At 44.5% G+C, this 17,411-nt stretch carries 17 protein-coding genes and 1 other RNA gene; 6 read left to right on the forward strand and 12 right to left on the reverse strand.

Annotated features, from left to right (window positions below):
* Positions 1-254: 254 nt before the first annotated feature.
* Complete coding sequence (locus SP90_RS00910) at positions 255-1,679, reverse strand: sigma-54-dependent transcriptional regulator (RefSeq protein ID WP_066851622.1); 1,425 nt, start codon at positions 1,677-1,679, stop codon at positions 255-257.
* A complete protein-coding gene (locus SP90_RS00915; protein ID WP_066851624.1) occupies positions 1,670-4,498 on the reverse strand; it encodes an ABC transporter substrate binding protein in 2,829 nt (942 codons plus the stop codon). Before SP90_RS00915 ends, SP90_RS00910 begins: the two co-directional genes overlap by 10 nt.
* Positions 4,499-5,111: 613 nt before the next feature.
* Here SP90_RS00915 and SP90_RS00925 point away from each other — a divergent pair.
* Complete coding sequence (locus tag SP90_RS00925) at positions 5,112-5,789, forward strand: DUF3313 domain-containing protein (protein WP_066851627.1); 678 nt, start codon at positions 5,112-5,114, stop codon at positions 5,787-5,789.
* Positions 5,790-5,937: 148 nt separating this feature from the next.
* Here SP90_RS00925 and brnA read toward each other — a convergent pair whose 3' ends face one another.
* Both brnA and SP90_RS16420 read right to left on the reverse strand, forming a co-directional pair.
* A complete protein-coding gene (gene brnA, locus SP90_RS00930) occupies positions 5,938-6,168 on the reverse strand; it encodes a type II toxin-antitoxin system BrnA family antitoxin (protein ID WP_066851629.1) in 231 nt (76 codons plus the stop codon).
* A 39-nt stretch (positions 6,169-6,207) separates the two neighbouring features.
* The gene (locus tag SP90_RS16420; RefSeq protein ID WP_082936227.1) at positions 6,208-7,260 is read right to left on the reverse strand and encodes an HNH endonuclease; all 1,053 of its coding nucleotides are present in this window, start codon (positions 7,258-7,260) and stop codon (positions 6,208-6,210) included.
* Between the two features lie 397 nt (positions 7,261-7,657).
* Here SP90_RS16420 and SP90_RS00945 point away from each other — a divergent pair, with 397 nt between their 5' ends.
* On the forward strand, positions 7,658-7,855 hold the full coding sequence (locus SP90_RS00945; protein ID WP_066851644.1) for a hypothetical protein: 198 nt from the start codon (positions 7,658-7,660) through the stop codon (positions 7,853-7,855).
* Positions 7,852-8,049 (forward strand): hypothetical protein, encoded by a 198-nt coding sequence (locus tag SP90_RS00950; protein WP_066851646.1) that lies wholly within the window; start codon positions 7,852-7,854, stop codon positions 8,047-8,049. Before SP90_RS00945 ends, SP90_RS00950 begins: the two co-directional genes overlap by 4 nt.
* Positions 8,050-8,106: 57 nt before the next feature.
* Here the strand turns inward: SP90_RS00950 and SP90_RS16915 are convergent, their stop codons facing one another.
* Both SP90_RS16915 and SP90_RS00960 read right to left on the reverse strand, forming a co-directional pair.
* Positions 8,107-8,322 carry a YozE family protein gene (locus SP90_RS16915; protein ID WP_066851647.1) on the reverse strand — a complete coding sequence of 72 codons (216 nt, stop codon included), beginning with the start codon at positions 8,320-8,322 and terminating at the stop codon, positions 8,107-8,109.
* 100 nt (positions 8,323-8,422) lie between these two features.
* Complete coding sequence (locus SP90_RS00960; RefSeq protein ID WP_066851648.1) at positions 8,423-8,788, reverse strand: helix-turn-helix domain-containing protein; 366 nt, start codon at positions 8,786-8,788, stop codon at positions 8,423-8,425.
* Positions 8,789-9,253: 465 nt separating this feature from the next.
* On the opposite strand from SP90_RS00960, the gene SP90_RS00965 reads away from it, so the two are divergent.
* Positions 9,254-9,706 (forward strand): hypothetical protein, encoded by a 453-nt coding sequence (locus SP90_RS00965; protein WP_066851649.1) that lies wholly within the window; start codon positions 9,254-9,256, stop codon positions 9,704-9,706.
* A gap of 281 nt (positions 9,707-9,987) precedes the next feature.
* On the opposite strand, the gene SP90_RS00970 is transcribed toward SP90_RS00965, so the two are convergent.
* The 3 genes from SP90_RS00970 to SP90_RS16920 form a co-directional block, all read right to left on the reverse strand.
* A complete protein-coding gene (locus tag SP90_RS00970; RefSeq protein WP_066851650.1) occupies positions 9,988-11,055 on the reverse strand; it encodes a polysaccharide deacetylase family protein in 1,068 nt (355 codons plus the stop codon).
* Positions 11,056-11,114: 59 nt separating this feature from the next.
* Complete coding sequence (locus SP90_RS00975) at positions 11,115-12,293, reverse strand: tetratricopeptide repeat protein (RefSeq protein WP_066851651.1); 1,179 nt, start codon at positions 12,291-12,293, stop codon at positions 11,115-11,117.
* Positions 12,294-13,442: 1,149 nt separating this feature from the next.
* Positions 13,443-13,571, reverse strand: coding sequence for a hypothetical protein (locus SP90_RS16920; RefSeq protein WP_407920024.1), 129 nt, complete (start codon positions 13,569-13,571; stop codon positions 13,443-13,445).
* A 5-nt stretch (positions 13,572-13,576) separates the two neighbouring features.
* Between SP90_RS16920 and SP90_RS00985 the strand changes: the two genes are divergently transcribed.
* A complete protein-coding gene (locus SP90_RS00985) occupies positions 13,577-14,041 on the forward strand; it encodes a GNAT family N-acetyltransferase (protein ID WP_066851653.1) in 465 nt (154 codons plus the stop codon).
* Between the two features lie 278 nt (positions 14,042-14,319).
* On the opposite strand, the gene SP90_RS00990 is transcribed toward SP90_RS00985, so the two are convergent.
* On the reverse strand, positions 14,320-15,402 hold the full coding sequence (locus SP90_RS00990) for a DUF4331 family protein (protein ID WP_197498734.1): 1,083 nt from the start codon (positions 15,400-15,402) through the stop codon (positions 14,320-14,322).
* Between the two features lie 543 nt (positions 15,403-15,945).
* A complete protein-coding gene (locus SP90_RS00995; RefSeq protein WP_066851657.1) occupies positions 15,946-16,587 on the reverse strand; it encodes a lactate utilization protein in 642 nt (213 codons plus the stop codon).
* A 96-nt stretch (positions 16,588-16,683) separates the two neighbouring features.
* Between SP90_RS00995 and SP90_RS16570 the strand changes: the two genes are divergently transcribed.
* Positions 16,684-16,860: a hypothetical protein gene (locus SP90_RS16570; protein WP_157471151.1), complete on the forward strand. Its 177-nt coding sequence runs from the start codon at positions 16,684-16,686 to the stop codon at positions 16,858-16,860.
* Between the two features lie 43 nt (positions 16,861-16,903).
* Here SP90_RS16570 and ssrA read toward each other — a convergent pair.
* Positions 16,904-17,264, reverse strand: a transfer-messenger RNA (tmRNA) gene (gene ssrA, locus SP90_RS01000).
* Positions 17,265-17,411: the final 147 nt, after the last annotated feature.

Genomic DNA, 17,411 nt, shown 5'->3' on the forward strand with positions numbered 1-17,411 from the left:
AGATATTGATTGTAAATCAATAGGTTATGTGATTGTTTGCTCCGTCGTAACTGGAATGGGGTAGGGATGTGTCCTATCGTGCAGGAGGCTGGGGGGAGAAAATGGATGATGAGTGGTTGACCAATCTATTGATATGCATGGCAAAAGGGGGAATACTTCCCTGTTTTTTATGGTCAAAGTGTACATAAGAAAAAAGTGTCCTGAAAAACAGGACACTTTTTTATCTTATAAAATAGATTGTTATGTGTATTGTCTTATTGATCTGGAGGTGTTGTCTTGTTCTGCTGGACACCATGCTCTTTTAAGAGGGCATACAGACGTGAACGGGAAAGGCCGGAGATTGCACAGGCTTCTTTTATGGAGCGGTCCGTAAGAAGCAGCAAGTCACTCAGATATTGTTTTTCCAGTTTGCGGTAGGCTTCGGCACGAAAATCATGCAGTGTTGGCAAATCTTCTTTGCGTTCGGGAAGCGGTGCGATTCGTTCCGGTGATTGGTCAATACGCTGCTTGGCCACAGAAATTCTGATGACCTGCGGAATATGTTGTGAAAAAAGTAGCGGCTCGTGTCGGGCTGCGGACACAGCATGATCAACTGCATGGCGTAGTTCACGTACGTTTCCAGGCCAGTCATATGCTTCCAGAACCTCCAGTAATTCAGGATCAACCTTTTTGGGCGGAATGCTGTATTGGTTGGAGAAGTCGGTAATAAATTTGTCCACAAGCAGTCGAATGTCTTCTTTTCTTTCTGTAAGGGACGGAAGCGAAAGGTGCAGCGCCTTGATGCGGAACAGCAAGTCGCTTCTGAATGTTCCGTTATCTACCATTGCTTCAAGGTTGCAGTTGGTTGCGGCGAGCAGACGAAAGTCACTGTGCTGCTCCTGTGCGCTGCCGATGGGGCGGACTGTATGCTCTTGAAGAATACGTAGAAACTTTTTTTGTACATCCAGCGACAGCTCGCCAATTTCATCCAGAAAAAGTGTGCCCCCGTCCGCCTGCATGATGAGGCCGGTGCTTTCTCGTGAGGCACCAGTGTATGCGCCTTTGGTATAGCCGTATAAAATCCCCTCTGCCAACGAGTCCGGCAGGGCGGCACAGTCCACCACCACAAACGGTTTATCCGAACGTTTGCTGTTTTCATGTATAGCTCGGGCAAACATTTCTTTTCCGACACCTGTTTCACCCGTGATGAGCACATTCACATCGCTTGCAGCATACTGTTCGACCGTGCTGAGCACTTTGCGGATGGCAGGGCTTTCCCCCACAATATTTTCACGCTGCAGCGGCAGTGAGGATGGCTGCGAAGTTGTAAGGCGTTTTTCCCTGTAGCGAATAGCGCGTTCCAGCGTTACCGCGATCTGGTGAATGGAATCACTTTTCTGGATATATTCCCATGCACCGTCAGCAATAGCCTGTGCTGCACCTTCGGGCTCACCGGCACCGGTAATAATGATGACCTCCGGTGAAGGCTCCTGCGCTTTCAGCTGCGGCAGCAGTGTCAGGCCGTCGCCGTCCGGCAGGCAGACATCAAGGAACACTGCCGCGAAGTCTTCTTCAGTTGCGCGCTGTGCGCCTTCTTGAAGAGTTCGGGCAAACGTCACTGTGTGTCCTTGACGCTGTGACGCTCTGGAAAGTGTATAGCTGATTGAAGGATCATCATCGATTATGAGAACTAAAGCCATGCTACGCTATCCTCTTTGCAATCTAATACATTACGGACAATGGTGCCGAGTTCTGCGTTTCTGAACGGCTTTGCAAGAAATGCTGCAATACCGAGTTCCGCAGACTGGCGCATAAATAACTCTGCGTCGCTGCCTTCAAATCCGCTGTAGATGATGACTGGCAGCGCAGGTGCAATGCCGGAAATTGCGTTGGCAAGTTCCAGTCCGGTCAACTCTGGCATGATTTGATCTGCCACGAGCAAGTCGAAAATTTCGGGATTGTCCTGAACATGTTTGAGGGCATCTGCACTGCTTTCCAGAGCGGTGACAGTATACCCTTGCCGCATAAGAAATTTATGCACGGAGTACAGGATTTCTTTGTCATCATCCACAACCAGAATGTGTTCCGTACCCTGAGTGGAGGGGAGTTCAGGCTCTGGATTCCATGCGCAGGAGTTTGTCACGGCTTCTGGCAGATATACGGTAAACGTGGTTCCTTTATTAACCTCACTGTCAACAGTAACTGTGCCGCCGTGTTTTTTACTGATGCTGTGCACAGTGGAAAGTCCAAGGCCGGAGCCGCCCCGCTCTTTTTTTGTGGTGAAAAAAGGATCAAAGATACGAGGAAGCAGGTCAGGAGCGATGCCTGTACCTGTATCGGAAACAGAAAGGCTAAGATACTGCCCGTATGGAAGCTCGTGCGGCAGGTCAAAGGTATCCTGCGTAATTTCTACTTCACTGATGGTAATGGACAGCGTGCCCTGCATGCCGAACATGGCGTGATCTGCGTTGAGGCCTAGGTTCATAATTATCTGATGAAGTTCTCCAGAGTCGCCCATCAGCATGCCGCCGTGTGTCGTCTGTGAGGAAAATTGAATGTCGAGTGTGGTCGGCAACAGTGTTTTAAGAAGTTGCACGCACTCATCTGCAAGGGCGGGCAGGGAAATAAGCTCGGTACCCATTTCTGTACGGTTACTGAACTCTCTAATCTGCCCGATAATTTGTTTGCCGCGGTACGCCGCCTTCAATGCCTGTTTTAAGTCTTCGTGCGCCGGATTAGCCTGTGGAACATCATCCAGTGCCAGTTCGCAGCATGAACTGATGGCACCGAGTATATTGTTAAAGTCGTGGGCAATGCCTCCGGCCACTGTGCCGAGCGATTCCATTTTTTGGGAATGCCGCAACTCTGCGGCAAGCTGGACTGCCCGTTGATGCGCCCGTTGCTTTTGTACGAGGTTGGCAACACCCTGCATCATTAATGTCAGCTGGCGTTCATCTGAATTCGTAAAGCTGACGTCATTATCCCCAAGTACGATTAAGGCTCGTAAACTATCCTGTTCCCATATGGGCAGGGAAATACAGTTTGTAAACGTGTTCATTCCCAGCGGCCATACAATAGGTCGCTTGATGTTGTCTGCCTTTAAGCGTGCGGCCTTTCTTTGCTGGATAAGTTGTTCCCACGGTGACACAAGTTCCCGAATATGTCGGGGCTCCGGCAAGCTGCACCACGAGGTGCTTTGTTCATTACTTATGCAGTAGCGGGTAACTGTCTTGTTGGATGTAATGGGCAGATACACAGCACTGTCGGCGTTCAGCAGGTTGCGGACTTTCTGCACACAGAACTGGATAAGTTCATCTGATGAGCCCTTCTCTTTGTCGTTGAGTTCCAGAAGCGATTCCAGACGTTCTTCTTCACGCTTCAGCTGGCTTGTCGTCTTGTTCTTTTCACGGAGCATATGCAGGAGAACAATAATGGTGATTGCTAGCCAGAAAAAGCAGACAATGGCAAAGAGGATGATGCTTTTATATTTGTAGAAAATGGTCTGTGGTTCAAAGAGCACCAGCGCCTGTGGCGGCAGTGATGAATGGGCAATGGTAAATTTCTTCAGCTGTCTGTAGTCGAAAATGAATTCGTTTTGCGGTGCTGTGATAACTGGAAGTTTTGCAACGGGAACTCCGTTGAGAAGTTGTAAAGCCAGATTTGCAGCATCTTCCCCCTGTTGGACTCCGCTAAGCATTTTACCGCCCAAAACGCCATTTCCTATTGTGTAGCGCCACGGTGAAAATACAGGGAGCCTGCTGGATTCTGCCACTAATGCAGTACTTTCTGAAACGCTGAGAAGGGTGCCGTCGGGTGTTCGATAGTATGAAAGATACAGAATGATGGTGTGCTTCGGAAGAGCTGCCAGCCGTTGCTGAAGCTCCTGCGTAGGGAGTTTGGTCAGCTCGATGAACGAAACCCTGTCAGCAAACAATGATGTAAGTTCTCTGGCCTGTGCAAGGTTGTTTTTGCTTGATGTCGTAACGCCATCGCTTAACAGCACAATGTTTTTTGTACGGGGGAACAGGGTAAGGGCAAGGTCGATTGTTTCTTTGATATCGACTTCCTCCGCAATGCCTGTGAACCCTTTTTTTCCTTGGAGCAGGCTTGGAGAAAAACGGGTAACACCACAAAAGGTTACGGGTGTTCCCGGAAATAAAAGGTCGCGGTAGCGGAGTAAAAATTCAAGCGCGTTGTTGTCCGACGCAATGATGGTATCGAACGATGTATCTGCATATTTGGTGGAATACAGCTTGAAGAGAATAGGAAAAATTGCTTCAGGACTATGTCGCTTGGTATCCATGAATTCATAATGAATTTTTAAGGGCAGGCCGCTTTTTTCAAGCGTGCTGCGGATACCAGTAAGCACAGATTCGCCCCACAGATACCCCATGTGATACGAGTTAAGTACCAGAATATTTGAGGCAGGCTGTTTAACAGCAGCATGAGAAGGTGCAGAAGAGAAGGCTGCAACTATGCAAAGCATTGTCAGCAAAACAACAATTCTCCTCAGTAACATCCCTATCTCTCCTTGGTGTGAAAGCCAGCAGTAATGGCGCTGTCTGAAATGTCCGTTCGTTATTTCGAAACGGTCTTCTTTGTATTTCTAACAGCCGTAGCGCTATTCAAGGGATTATGCAACGGAGGAGAATTTGTGTGGAAAGTTGATGGCTTTGGGAAACGTCATTGTGAGTATGCCCATGAACACAAGAGTGTATACGCTAATTATTGATAGCAGCGGCAGAGTGGATGAGGTTACGCGCTGCTTGCGAGGATCTTCGTGAGCAAAGCGTTGGCGAACGCATTGCTGTTGTTGAGTCGGGAATTTTTTTATGGGCTACAGGCAAAAAAACGAAAATAATTTTGTCTTCTGAGTATCCATTAGTGGTGCAGAGCAAAAATGCTTTCAAGAAATATACTGAGAGCCAACATTTTTTAACTATTAGCAGTTCAGTAACTGAGGGATGATGAAGTGATTGCTGTACGGTGTTCACGGGGCGTAAAGAGTCATGAATAACTCCTGCTCGGTCTCAATAAAAATGATGGTGTCCACTCACAATGAGTGGTGTACCACTGCGACCCGACAATGTGCTCCATAACGAGCATATGTAATACCCCGATTGAGAATGTGTATGAGAAAATTACTAGTTTTTGTTTTGTTGCTTGGCCTTGTGACCGGTTGTGCTGCCCGAAAACCATCCGGTTTTTTAGGAGATAACAGCCAGTACGAGCAGCTTCAGGAAGACCCAGAAGTGAGCAACGCTAAGCTGTGGCGTAAGCCGGGCATGGGTGCCTTGGCAGACAACTATACCGCAGTAATGATTGCGCCGGTGAAACTTTTGATTTCCAAGGAAGTTCAGGAGGATAACGATCTTACTCCTGAAGAGTTGGAAATGCTCAAAACCTTTTTCCACGATGCCTTGGTGAGAGAGTTAGGCAAAGTGGTTACTGTGGTAGATAACGCAGGGCCAGAGGTGCTCACTCTGGAGCTTGCGATTACCAATGTTAAGGAAACACCAAAAGTGATGAACGCCGTAAGCTCTGTCCTGCCTGTGGGTGTAGCAATTACGTTTGTGTCCAAAGCAGTAACAGGTGAACACAGAAATGTGGGCGAAACTGTCATCGAGGCAAAAGCTCGGGATTCAGTAAGCGGGGAAGTGGTTGCCACATTCTCCGAAGTGAACACCGGAAATAAATATTCGCTGTACAACTACGAACGCCTTGGACAAGTAAAAAATGCCATTGATGAATGGGCAGAAAACATGCGTGACAGGCTGGAAAGTAAGCGAAACATTGCAGCAGCAGAATAGATACGCACTATAGCGAGCAATACAACTAAGCTTATGCGTTGCAACCTTATTCGAGAAGCACAAAGCTCTGGTATCGAATGGGGTGGGTAACGTGAAATTTGTTTGTTGGATTATGAACGAAAAAGCCCTCCATTTTGGGAGGGCTTTTTTAGCATGATGTCTGTTTATCAATTTTATCTGCAACCCAAACTTTGATCACCGCCTGACGGGTAACACCAAGCCGAGTCGCTTCTTGGGCGAGCGCATCAACCATCCAGCTTGGGAAATCAACGTTTACGCGCTTTGTCTTTTTGTTGGGACGGCGAGCATTTTTGATATCCAGATGTTTTGTAAGGTCTTTGCCTTTTTCAAATGCTTTATCAAACTCAGAGGCTTTCATAGTAACCTACCTCCTATTCTCTGCTGGTAGATGTTATGATCATTTTCTTTTCAAAATATTTCTAAGCTCTTCGACCGTGTACCCGCTTTTGTGAATGACTCTATGGCAGTTTGCGCAGACAGGAATTAAATCCTTTTTGGGGTTAACTGGCTGTGGGATTCGAGACTCATGGAGCGGCGTTACGTGATGTACTTCAATAAAGCCTTTGCCTGCTTCGCCGTAAACATTTTCAAAGTTAAATCCACAAACCTTACAAGTAAGTCCGTGGTGTTTGATTGCGGCTTTTCTGTTAGCCTGACTACGCTTGCTTGCAGTGGAAAGGTGGATGAAAGTTTCGCCTTCAAATCGAATGATTGATTCTTCTGGGAAGTCGTCTTGAATACTTTCAGTCGCGTTGGCAACAGGTTCGGATGAAGAGAAAGCAACAGTGTATACATCAAGCTCTTCGGTTTGAGTGAAGTGTAGCAACGGCTTGTGTTCAGGTGCCCGACCGGTTTCATAAAGTTCAGCAATGAGAGGAAACGTATTGCTTATAAGTTGTGAGAAGTCGGCAAACCACAGTAAGCGTACACGATCTTCTCTGACGTCTGGCTGGAGAACTGCTTTATATACATCATCGTTGTGTCGTAGGGTTATTTCACGTTTCGGTGTGGTAGCATTTGTTCCAAAGAAAAAAGTTAGTTGCTTAGGAATTCCTGTTCCATTGTGAACAAAGCTTGATTTGTCCATCTGTTTGAAACAGGTTTGATGCGAAGATATTTTCCAAGAGTCTTGGCTAAATGGAAAGCCATTTGTGAGTTTGGGTAAGTTGTGTTTGTGAGCTTTAGTTACCACAATTTCTCGAAGTAATTTTTGGTAATTAAATAGGGGCTTGTATCCCGCAATATGTGGATAGTCATGACTGGTAAGTATGGCGCTAATGTTTTGATGTTTAAACTCAATTGAGCCTTTATTTCGGTTGTTGAGTTTTGGAGAAAGTGCTGTGCGAAATTCAGTTTTATTGTAGGTGACGCCATTAAGCTCATTTCGCAGCATAGCTATGTAGGATTCTACAGCTTCTTCAATTTCTAATTTGTCCCAATCTCTTGCCATAACTTGCTATCCTCCTGAAACTGCAAGGAAGATAGATTTCTACGTTGAATTGTTTTTCATTGCAATGTTGCTCAGTTTACCAATCTTGACCCAACTCCCAAAAAAGACTAATTTTTCCTTAGGTGCTCACAACACCTTTAGTACTCAGCGGCCATTCCGCTCCCGTAAGAAGTGGGTTTTTTGCGTCCTATGACCAAGATGCACTGTCCTTAGGATTAGTGCATCTTGCGACAGGAAGTTACTTGACTTACATATGCCAATCTTTTGGTCGGGAGTACGGAGGCGATACAATACCCGCAAGGGGAAAACCTTCTGCCGTTCTGAGTACGGTTGTGAGCTCCCGACCTTTTTATTTAGAAAAAAGGTCAACTTCACAAAATAACTCAGGAGTTGCCTCATGGCACAATCAATTCACATTCCTACCGGAATCTCTCCAAGTATGGACGAGCTACACGGCGTAGCTGTATCGCTCTATCAAATCCGTAAAGGTATTTCACTACTTCAAGACAGTATTGCTCTGGATGACATTGCAAGCCAACCCATTCTGCCCACTACTTACGTAGATAGCAGGGACAGCAGAAGGGGCGCAGCATGAACCAGCCAGTAGAGCAGATTGAACCAACAGATTACGTAATGAATCTGTACGAGATCGCACGATCTCTCAGGTACTTGCACGAAGATTGTAGCGAAAGATACCCAGAACTTATTTTCATTTTAAAAAGTATGGAAAAGTTCGTAGGTGCTGCCGCCGCACACTTTGATGGAATGGAAGAACGGATGAAGGAATAGCATTCAATTAAATGGAAAGATGAAGCCCCCTACGTTGGTAGGGGGCTTTTTGAATAATCAAGCGTGCTCTGCTTTGTATTGATCCCAAGCAGTTGAGAGTGCATTCAGGGCACCGTTACAAGCATTACATCTGGTTAAATGCTTATATAAACGGGGATAGCCGGAATTTTTGTTTGGTAGATTAGTGTCTTTGGCCATATCTCGTGCAAGATCGCCGACAGCTGAGTTTTCATTTGTTCTGGTTAAGAGCCAGTCTATAAAGTTTGGTTTCATTCCGTACAACTCCTTAATTGCTTTGTTTCTTTTAACATACTACAATGTTATGTTTTTCCAAGATTTTTTTTAGAATTAAGGAGTAAAAAAATATAACTAGTTATAAGAAGTTTCGATAGTCAGTGTTAAGCGCTTCAGCTAGACGATGCGCCATATTTTTTCCAATAGAGCGTTTGTTGTTCTCCATTTCAGAAATATGGTGCTTTTTGCAACCCACAGCGTTCGCAAGCTGTTCTTGTGTCATTCCTTCCCGAGTTCGTGCGCCACGTAATAAACGTGCAGGAGTGGGTGCTCCTAGTACTTCTTCAGCAGAGTACGTTGGCTCTTCCCGTGTCGTAACGTCGTAGCCTTCAGTCTGTAGCGAAGTCAGAATCTTTTGTATGATGGCATCAGAATTGTCCTCAGATACTCGGATGCAGATTTCTGTCATGCCGCTAGTATGGGGCTTTTTCGTGAGTTCCAACATATCGTACCTCTATTAATTGTATTGTCCCTTTAATTTCTTTCCAGACAGCAACATAGCGGGGCTTGCCCTTGTTCAAATGGCAATGATGTTCCCCAGCACGTCCTTTAAGTTTCCCATAATGTGGCCAACTATGGCAGGCCGCACCGTCACGCCGGATGTCGTTTACTAACAGGAGTAGAGCGTCTTGCATGTCAGGTGGTAACTTTGTGGCTTGCTTTCGTGCTTTCGATGTAAATTCTACTGTCCAGCTCATGAGATGAGGTTACCATTTTTAGGTATCTAGTCAAGTGAGCAGCAGGCTGGGGAAGAGCTTTTTGTAGTTGTAATGCCTTATTTCGTATCCCCCGTATTCGACAGGATAAAATAATTCCACACCTACTACTTGTTGTTCTGCTGTACCATACGTGCTAGGTGGTTCAGCGGTATGACAAAGCAGATTTAAAACGAATTTTAAAGGATGAAATAATGTACGATTATGCTCCTGCGTATGGGGTGTGGGTCGAAAGAATAGATGGTTTTATGCAGGCTGGAAAAGCATTTGAAGGAACAGTTGAGGAGCATCAGCTTTCTATTGTTCCAGATACGAATGCAGCCGTATATAACGTGAAAGTAGACGGATGGCTTGTTGGCACCAGCAGTGAGCCGGAGGCTATTTTATCTTGTATAATCCAAGCATATGAAGAAACGATTATTGAAGAAGAAGTAGAAGTAGAAAAAGAAGACGCAGTAGAAATCGCCAAAGCTGTTGCAAAAGAAAAGGCTGTTGACGCTGGCAAAGACCCGAAGAAGGTTGGCGAAGCCATTTTAAAAGCAGCTATGGAAGCAGAAAGTGCAGACTACGAAGTCGATCCGGATGATATTGCTGCCGTAGTTGCAGAGCGTATAGAAGAATTTCTTTCTGCCTGCGAAGCTGTCTAGTTACGAACTGTCTTCTCATATTTTAGGCTGAGCAAAAGCCGCTATGCATAGCAATGCATGGCGGCTTTTTCTTTGTGATGAATATGAAGCGTGCGGGGGCTGTGCTGATAACTAACTCTTCACTCGCAGGAAGGGACGAGGTGCCAGCTCGATTGTGTGATTCGAACCATGTTTGAACTGTCGCAAAACAGACTACAAAAAGTCATGCTAAAAAAAACGCCCTGACTCTTCGAAAGAATCAGGGCGTGAAATGCATGGTGAAGGCTTAACGCCTTCCATTCTTATTGCAGCTTGGAGCACGGAATCCATGAGAAACCGGCATTGGATACGAGGTCGTCCAATGTGGGCAGAGCTTTTTGTGCTTTGGGGTGGATGTCATGAAAAAGGATAATGCCTTTGCGCCACAGCAGCATGAGTGTTGTCACTCTATCTGTTACTTCTTGAGCGCTGAGCTTTCTGTTCCAGTCCTGACTGTCGATATTCCAGAGTAGTATTGAAAAGTCATTTTTCTGCGCCCACTCCGCCATTTCTTTTGTTCTCATTCCATACGGCGGGCGGAACTGTATTCGTTTATCTGTGTAGTTTGCTAATACGTTTGCAGTCTTTTTATAGGAATCGATAAAGTATGGAAGCTTTTTGTGCGGGGAATGCTCCCACCCGTGAGCGGCAAGGCATTGGTTTGCATACAATCCAGCATCTGGTGTCTGTTTTTGCATTTTTTTTCCTAAAATAAAGAAAAAAGCAGAGACATCCATCTTGTTTAACTGCGCAATGGTGGACTTTGTATATGCCTTGCTGGGGCCATCATCAAAGGTCAGGAGAAATTCGCCGTCTTTAAAGGAAAATCCGGTTGTTTCATTCTGACCATGTGTGGCGATTTCGCTTGGTATTCTTGGAAACAGAGAAGCAAGGCGTACTTGTTCATACAGGTACCGTGTGTAAAAGTTGCCGCTGGCTGCATACCAGTCCTTATATTTGCGCCAAGGTGAAGATTTGGCGGCGATGACGAGTTGTTTCCAGGTAGGAAGAACGTTGCTGCTGGATGCGTTTTTATAGTTGTGGCGTAGAATAGTTTTGGTTTTCTTCAGCCAGTTCTGTACAGACGCATCATTGCTTTTCTTAATTTTGGTCAGACTGATAATATCAGCTTTGGTCGCAAGGGGCGTGTTTGCAATAACTTCTACAAAACGCAGAATTTCTGCTTCTGATGCCTCATTGAATGTTTTTGTATCGACGATTGCTACCGGCCATGTTGTTCTGTCAATAAACGCAACTTTGGTAGAGCCGGCTGCAAAGCACGTAGAGCTTATGGTGCAAAAAATCACCATGAGAATAAGTTTTTTCAGCATAGAATACCTGTTAAAAAAGCACGCTGCGCAGAGTAACCAGTGCAGCGTGCTTTCATAGCTTATTGGTTAAGTTTGTTTTCCATGCGGCGTATGCCTTTATGGTATGCGTTATGCTCTCTGTTTTCTAAAGCATAGCGGTAGTTTGTCAGTGCAGCATTCCATTCGCCTTTTTTCTCATAGATACGGGCAATGTTGTAGTATGAGCTGGCGCGGATGATATTGGCGCGAGAGCCGGAAGCAAGATCAATGGCTTTTCTGTTTGCCCACAATGCTTCAGCGTATAAGTTCAGTTTCGGGAACGTGACACCAAGGTTGCTGTATGCCTGACTTAATTCCGGATCAAGGTTGATAGCGCTGGCAAACAGACGAGCTGCGTTTTCATAGTCTTTCGCCTGATACGCAGCCTCACCTTTTTTGTTGAGCTGCTGTGCTCTCACCGTAGCGGTGTTTGTACGCTGAATATTGCTTTCAAAAGATTCCGCATCGATGATCTGGTTCAAATAAGATGTTAATGTATCTGTTCCGGAGCAGGTGGTGTACTTGTTGATATCGTGGAATGCGCCGCGCTCGTCTATACCAAATACAACCCAGTCTGTACCTTTGGTGGTAGGGTCAACTTCAAATGTACGCAGGAGAGATTTACCTACGTATACATCAACGCGTGCATGGCTGCGTGCCAGTTTTGTAGAGGAGCTTCGCCCACCGTTAGAGTAGTCGCGCACAGCGTACACATATTTTTTTCCGCGTTGCTGCTTGGTAATGGTGATGGTTTCCGGCCCATAGCTGGTGGTGTCATCCACATCCAGATTAGAGCCAGTTCCACGTTTCTTTTTGAAATAAACATGGTTGTTTTCATACACTAAGTGGGAATCCAAGTCTGACGGCTTGTAACCCCATGTAAGAACAACACGCAGGCCGTCCAGATTCTTCATTTCAGGAGACAGCGCGTAGGTGTATCCGTCACATGGACATGTGGCGATGAGAGTAGAGTACCCGTCTTTTTCAATGAGCATCATAGTGTCATTGTCATCAGGTAGCCCCTTACTGGTGGCGTCACCATTTGCATTTGTCATGGCATGTACAGATTTTTGGCCAGAACGCTGCCACGTAACTTTTGCGCCTTTAATAGTCTTATCTTTTACAACAGCACTAAGAACATGAACCTTACCCGCATGAGCTGTAGTATTCCCCAACAGGAGCAGTGCACAAGCGAATGTGAAAACGAATTTTTTTACCATGAAGAACTCGCTGGTTAATTTGTTGGTATGTATACACGTACAGAGTACGATAACTTAAAACATGAGCAGCCAGTTGAATTGGTATTCATGGCTGTATAGCAGTATGTGCTTATCGGCATGTAAAATGTTTATTAGACTGATGCAGAAAGAATAAACACCGTTAAGCAGTAAGGTCATTGAATTATTTTTTATGCGAAGTCAATGCAGGTGTATGTAACACTCTCCATCTTGTCAGTGATATTAACTGTTGCATCAGAAAAAGCATAAGTCATTTCTATATATCGGCTGTGTTTGATGTAATAAAAATTTTTCTTTTATGAGTAAAATGAGCACTGCTGTGTTTGTAGTGTGGTGATGCTGTTATTATGTGCTATGGTTGCATCAGTGCTTGGTTAGTTTGTGATGTAGCAGGGGAGAAGTGGGAAGCGAATGAAAATATTTTGGCACAAAAAAAGCTCTAATCCCTTTCAGGATTAGAGCTTTAAAACCTCATGGTGGAGGCGGCGAGAGTATGTAAGCCGCTTCCGAATGCTCATGACTCCAAGCTTTCTCGGAATCAGGTTCAATTACGGTGTGCAGGTTTATGTTGCCCGAAAGTGTGTAGGTTTTTAAGGGGGAAAATTTGCTTGTTGTTTTGATGTTTAACGTAGTGATGTTGCGATAGAAATGCTCTTATGCTAGCCCTTATCCTCTGTTGGCTCTGGCGAGCTGTTGTTGAGTTATAAGTTAGACTTTTTCCTTGGAGGAATAGTGTCAGAATATGCACCTTTTGAATCTTATGCTGTTAATTGTTTACGTTCGTTAATGAGATTGAGGGAAGTAGCGGACGTGGATATTGATGGAGTTACTTTAAGCTTGGAGCTAGTTCCTCAGAGGTCATATAAAGCATATATAAATGGTTGTTCTATCGGTGAGTTCGGTAGTCCCCAGCATGGATTTAATCTTATGACTGATGCTCTGGAGGGAGTCGTGGTAGCTGATTCACCTGAAGAAGTACCTGCTGTGGTTGGGAATATAATCGATAAGCTGCTGCATAGATATGAACCTGAAGATGGGGAGTGATGAGCCTCGTGTAAAAGCGTGGTTGCTGATAATATAAACAGATACCAGCAGCCACGAGTTCGATTCTCAAACCGGATATCGAATTGACTACCTCCCATCTTTCTTTACCCTCTGCACGGTCTTGGTAGAGCTTCCAAGCTCCTTGGCGATAGTTGAATGGCTGATGCCCTCAGTAAGCATCTCTTTGATTTTATCTTTATAGTCATCTGAAAGGATTCGTTATGGTTTGTAACATTAAGCAGGTAACAAAGAATAAGAAGCAATACTTAAGCTTATTGCTACTTGGAGATGAGCAGGAGTCCATGATTGAGAAATATCTTAAATCCGGACAACTGTTTGTGCTCGAAGACAATGGTGTGAAAGCCGTCTGTGTGGTTACGGATGAAGGTAACGGGATTTGCGAACTGAAAAATATCGCTGTAGAACCAAATGCTCAACGACGAGGGTATGGTAAGAGGCTGATAAATTTTCTGATTGCTCATTATTCAGGAAGATTTCAGCTAATGCTAGTAGGGACAGGAGATGTTCCAAGCGCAATCAAGTTCTATAAAAGTTGTGGGTTTGAATGTTCTCATCGTCTTGAAAACTTTTTTACCGATAATTATGACCATCCTATTGTTGATAGCGGTGTATTGTTGAAAGATATGATTTACCTGAAGCAAAAAATACCAAATACCGCAGCGTAATTCTCTAGTGCCGAAGGCAGGACGTAGGCTGAGTGGATTAGTTCTTCTGAAGTAGTGTGCAGAGGCTGTTTGAAAGAGGTAATTAGCCCTTGATGTGCTCCCAAAATGTACTAGAAATGTACTAAAAACACATTTTGGGGTTACCTATAGATACGCAAAAAGCTCTAATCCCTTTCAGGATTAGAGCCTTACAATCTGTATTTTTCAGATGACGCTTGGATGTATCTCAAATGCGAATCAAAGCCTAGACGTCCTCACACGCGTCAATAATATTCTGATTACTTTTGCCTATCAACTGGGATGACGTAAGGAAAAGACTCAGTGTAATGTTTTGGGTTTGGAATACCGTCTGACATTGGAATTCCAAGATACGTGGAAAAAACGACATCAGATGGATCATCATCAAGAGGGCGTCCGCCACTGCTGCCGATGCCGTATTTGGCTTTAGTACCGATCTTATACATAAGTACATCCGGAGTTAATTGCTCCGCTACGGTATTTGCATATTCGGTAACATTTTTTTGCCCGCCTGAAACACTAGCTGCCCGATAGACGTTATTTGATATCGTATTCTTATGTCGATCATCCCCATCTGGTCTGTGTTGGTCGTGCTCCAGCCTTGTCGCAGGGGAGTCCCAGAGGAAAATGTACGGCATTAAAACATTACCCATGCGATTGACCTGAACCCATTCATTACCATGATGGTGATCCATAACTGCTGTTGTGCCGTAATAGTATACTTCGGGGCTCAGCATTGTATTTGGAATCTCCATCACAATCGCACTGATCCTTGCGTTGGTGAATATGTCCTTGGCAGTTTTTTTGAAAGCGTTTTTGTCTAGTGTTCCCATTGTGATACTGTTCTGGAGAACGCCAAAGTCAAACGCATCAACAAAGTACGGCTCTAAGATTCTTCCTGTCCAAACTTTTATCTCACCGTTCAGTTCAAACTTTTGCCCAACCTGAGCATCTGCAAGCGTTTTGCCTTTATCACCAATTTTCGCATTAGGGTTATCGATTTTTCCAACCCGTATTTTATCGCCATCAAATATGAAGGTGTAGGTAACACCTGTTTTAATGTCCTTGTCACTAGCTATATGAATATTGTAGAGCCCGCCTGAACCAAAATCTGTTTTTGCGGTCAGGTTAGCAGATGGCCCGCCCTTGCCCGGTTTTGATGGGTTGGCGGTTAGAATGAATACCGTCGATTTCATATCCGGCGTATTAAAAACAAAAACATCACCAATATTATATTCAGGATAGTGAGATACTAAATCAGTTTGAAAATGATGCGCAGAATGGGCAGGAAAACTCATGAGCAAAAATATAATGGTTAGAATTGGAATTTTGTATTTCATCATGGTTCCTCGATGATTTAAAAAAAAATGAGAAAATTCGGTGCTTATTCCAGTATGCTTCATTTTCTCAGCAACTTTTTTTTATAAAAGTATAAGTTTGAAAACGACTACCAGTGTATGTTTGAACTGCCCGTTTGAGTTTCACTAGTGATGTTTGTGAGCGTGTTCGATTCTATCAAACAGAAGTTGCGATGCGATGGCAGTGTTTTTAATAATAAGTTGGGAGAGGGGCGCGTTTTGAGGTTGCTAGAAACGTAGCTAAGTTGTTCGTATGTCGAATAGTGTGCCGTTTGGTGAGGGCAGCTTGAAGAAAAATGTCTGTAAGTATAGGTTGTTGCGAATTAATAGTGTTTACACGGTCTGCAGAAGATTGCATCTAACTAATTTTAGAAACAAAAAAAGCTCTACTCCCTTTCAGGATTAGAGCTTTAAAATCTCATGGTGGAGCTGACTTCTTATGCACATCACTCTATGACGGCTTGGAACCTAAAATCAGTGCGGTGTGTAGAAAAGTGAAGTCGGAAAGTGAATAGTTTTACGTTGTCGTTATAATCCATAGTCTCCTTTTACTAAAACTATAGATATTCGTTTTGCAGGCCAGCTTTTTTCTGTAATAGTCCAAGTGTTACAGATGCGCTCTGGACTTTTACAGTTCATGCATTTTCCTGTCTTAGTACATGGTGTTTTAGAACCATGACGCTTTGCATTAAGTGGAGCTGCAACTTCGCGTAAGCGAGTCATTGCATCTTCTAGCGTGTCTACAATCTTGTTTGTGCCTATGGTAAGAACAACTTTATTTGGGCCCCATACAATGCCACCAACCCTGTTGCCAACCATGTCTAAATTCACGATCTGTCCGCCTGATGTTAGGGCATTGCTGCCTGTGAAAAAAACTTCAGACAGAAGAGCTTCTCGGCGACGTTCTAAAATTTCTTTTCGTTCTACTCCTGACTCAAACGTGTCTAGAAAACGCCAGCCATCTCGCTGCGGTAACGATTTGAGGTCGTCCAGTACACCTGTTTCGATAAAGGTTACGGAGTCTCCGTATGAAACGAGCCCAGGGGTAATGCATGGCAAAATATCATCTGTAATAATTTTTCGTGCATGTTCAAGGTCTTCAGCAACAAAGACTTCAAAATTATTTGTAGTTAATGCGCCGATTGTTTTTTCAAAAAGCTGAGGATTCATGAACTCTCCAGTTTAAATGACAGTTGTCTATAGAATAGTTGCGGCGGGTGGCCATTTATTGCTGTTAAGAAATTGTTATCAGCGGCAACTGAGAACATGATTTCACGTTTATCTATTGTAGAACTCAGGTCAACCAGAACATTAAGCTCCATAGCTGAGGGCGGTATTGATGAAAATGGTGCAGGGTATATCGCTGAAGATACTGTGGGTTATTGGGAAATGGCAAAAGCCGTGGGCTTAACATTGCTTCCGTTTAAGAGGTCGTTACAATAAAAAAAGCTCTAATCCCTTTCAGGATTAGAGCTTTAAAACCTCATGGTGGAGGCGGCGAGAATCGAACTCGCGTCCGAGAATGGTCCACTCGAAGCTTCTACAGGTTTAGTTCTGGATTAATTTTTCTTACTGTACGCTTTGCCCCAGAACAGGCGACGTAAAGCCAGTTCGCTGTATAAGTTTCGCTCCAGCTGCAGCAAACGCCTACTGAAACTAGTCGGATAAGTGTTTTGTCATTCTCTAAGCCTATCTGACGTCAACAAAGAGAACGTGGCGGTCAATTAAGCTGCCATTGCGTATTCGTAATCGTTTGCAATTACTTTAATGCCGCTTTTTACGAGGCCAGCGGCGCCTCGACCTGCAACTCCGGCTTCTTCTATCCCCGTCGAAACCAGTGCGCCCCCATAAATTTGGGAGTATCTGTTGTCAGCATAAACGGGACTGACAGCAGATAGTTTAGTGTGCGTGGTAATGGCATATTCTGCAAGCAGAATCCATCAACGCAGGCGAAAGTTACTACGCCTTTTTAGTTGCCCCTGCAAGCATAAAAT

The sequence above is a fragment of the Halodesulfovibrio spirochaetisodalis genome (assembly GCF_001672295.1).
In the GTDB taxonomy this organism is placed as follows: Bacteria; Desulfobacterota; Desulfovibrionia; order Desulfovibrionales; family Desulfovibrionaceae; genus Halodesulfovibrio; species Halodesulfovibrio spirochaetisodalis.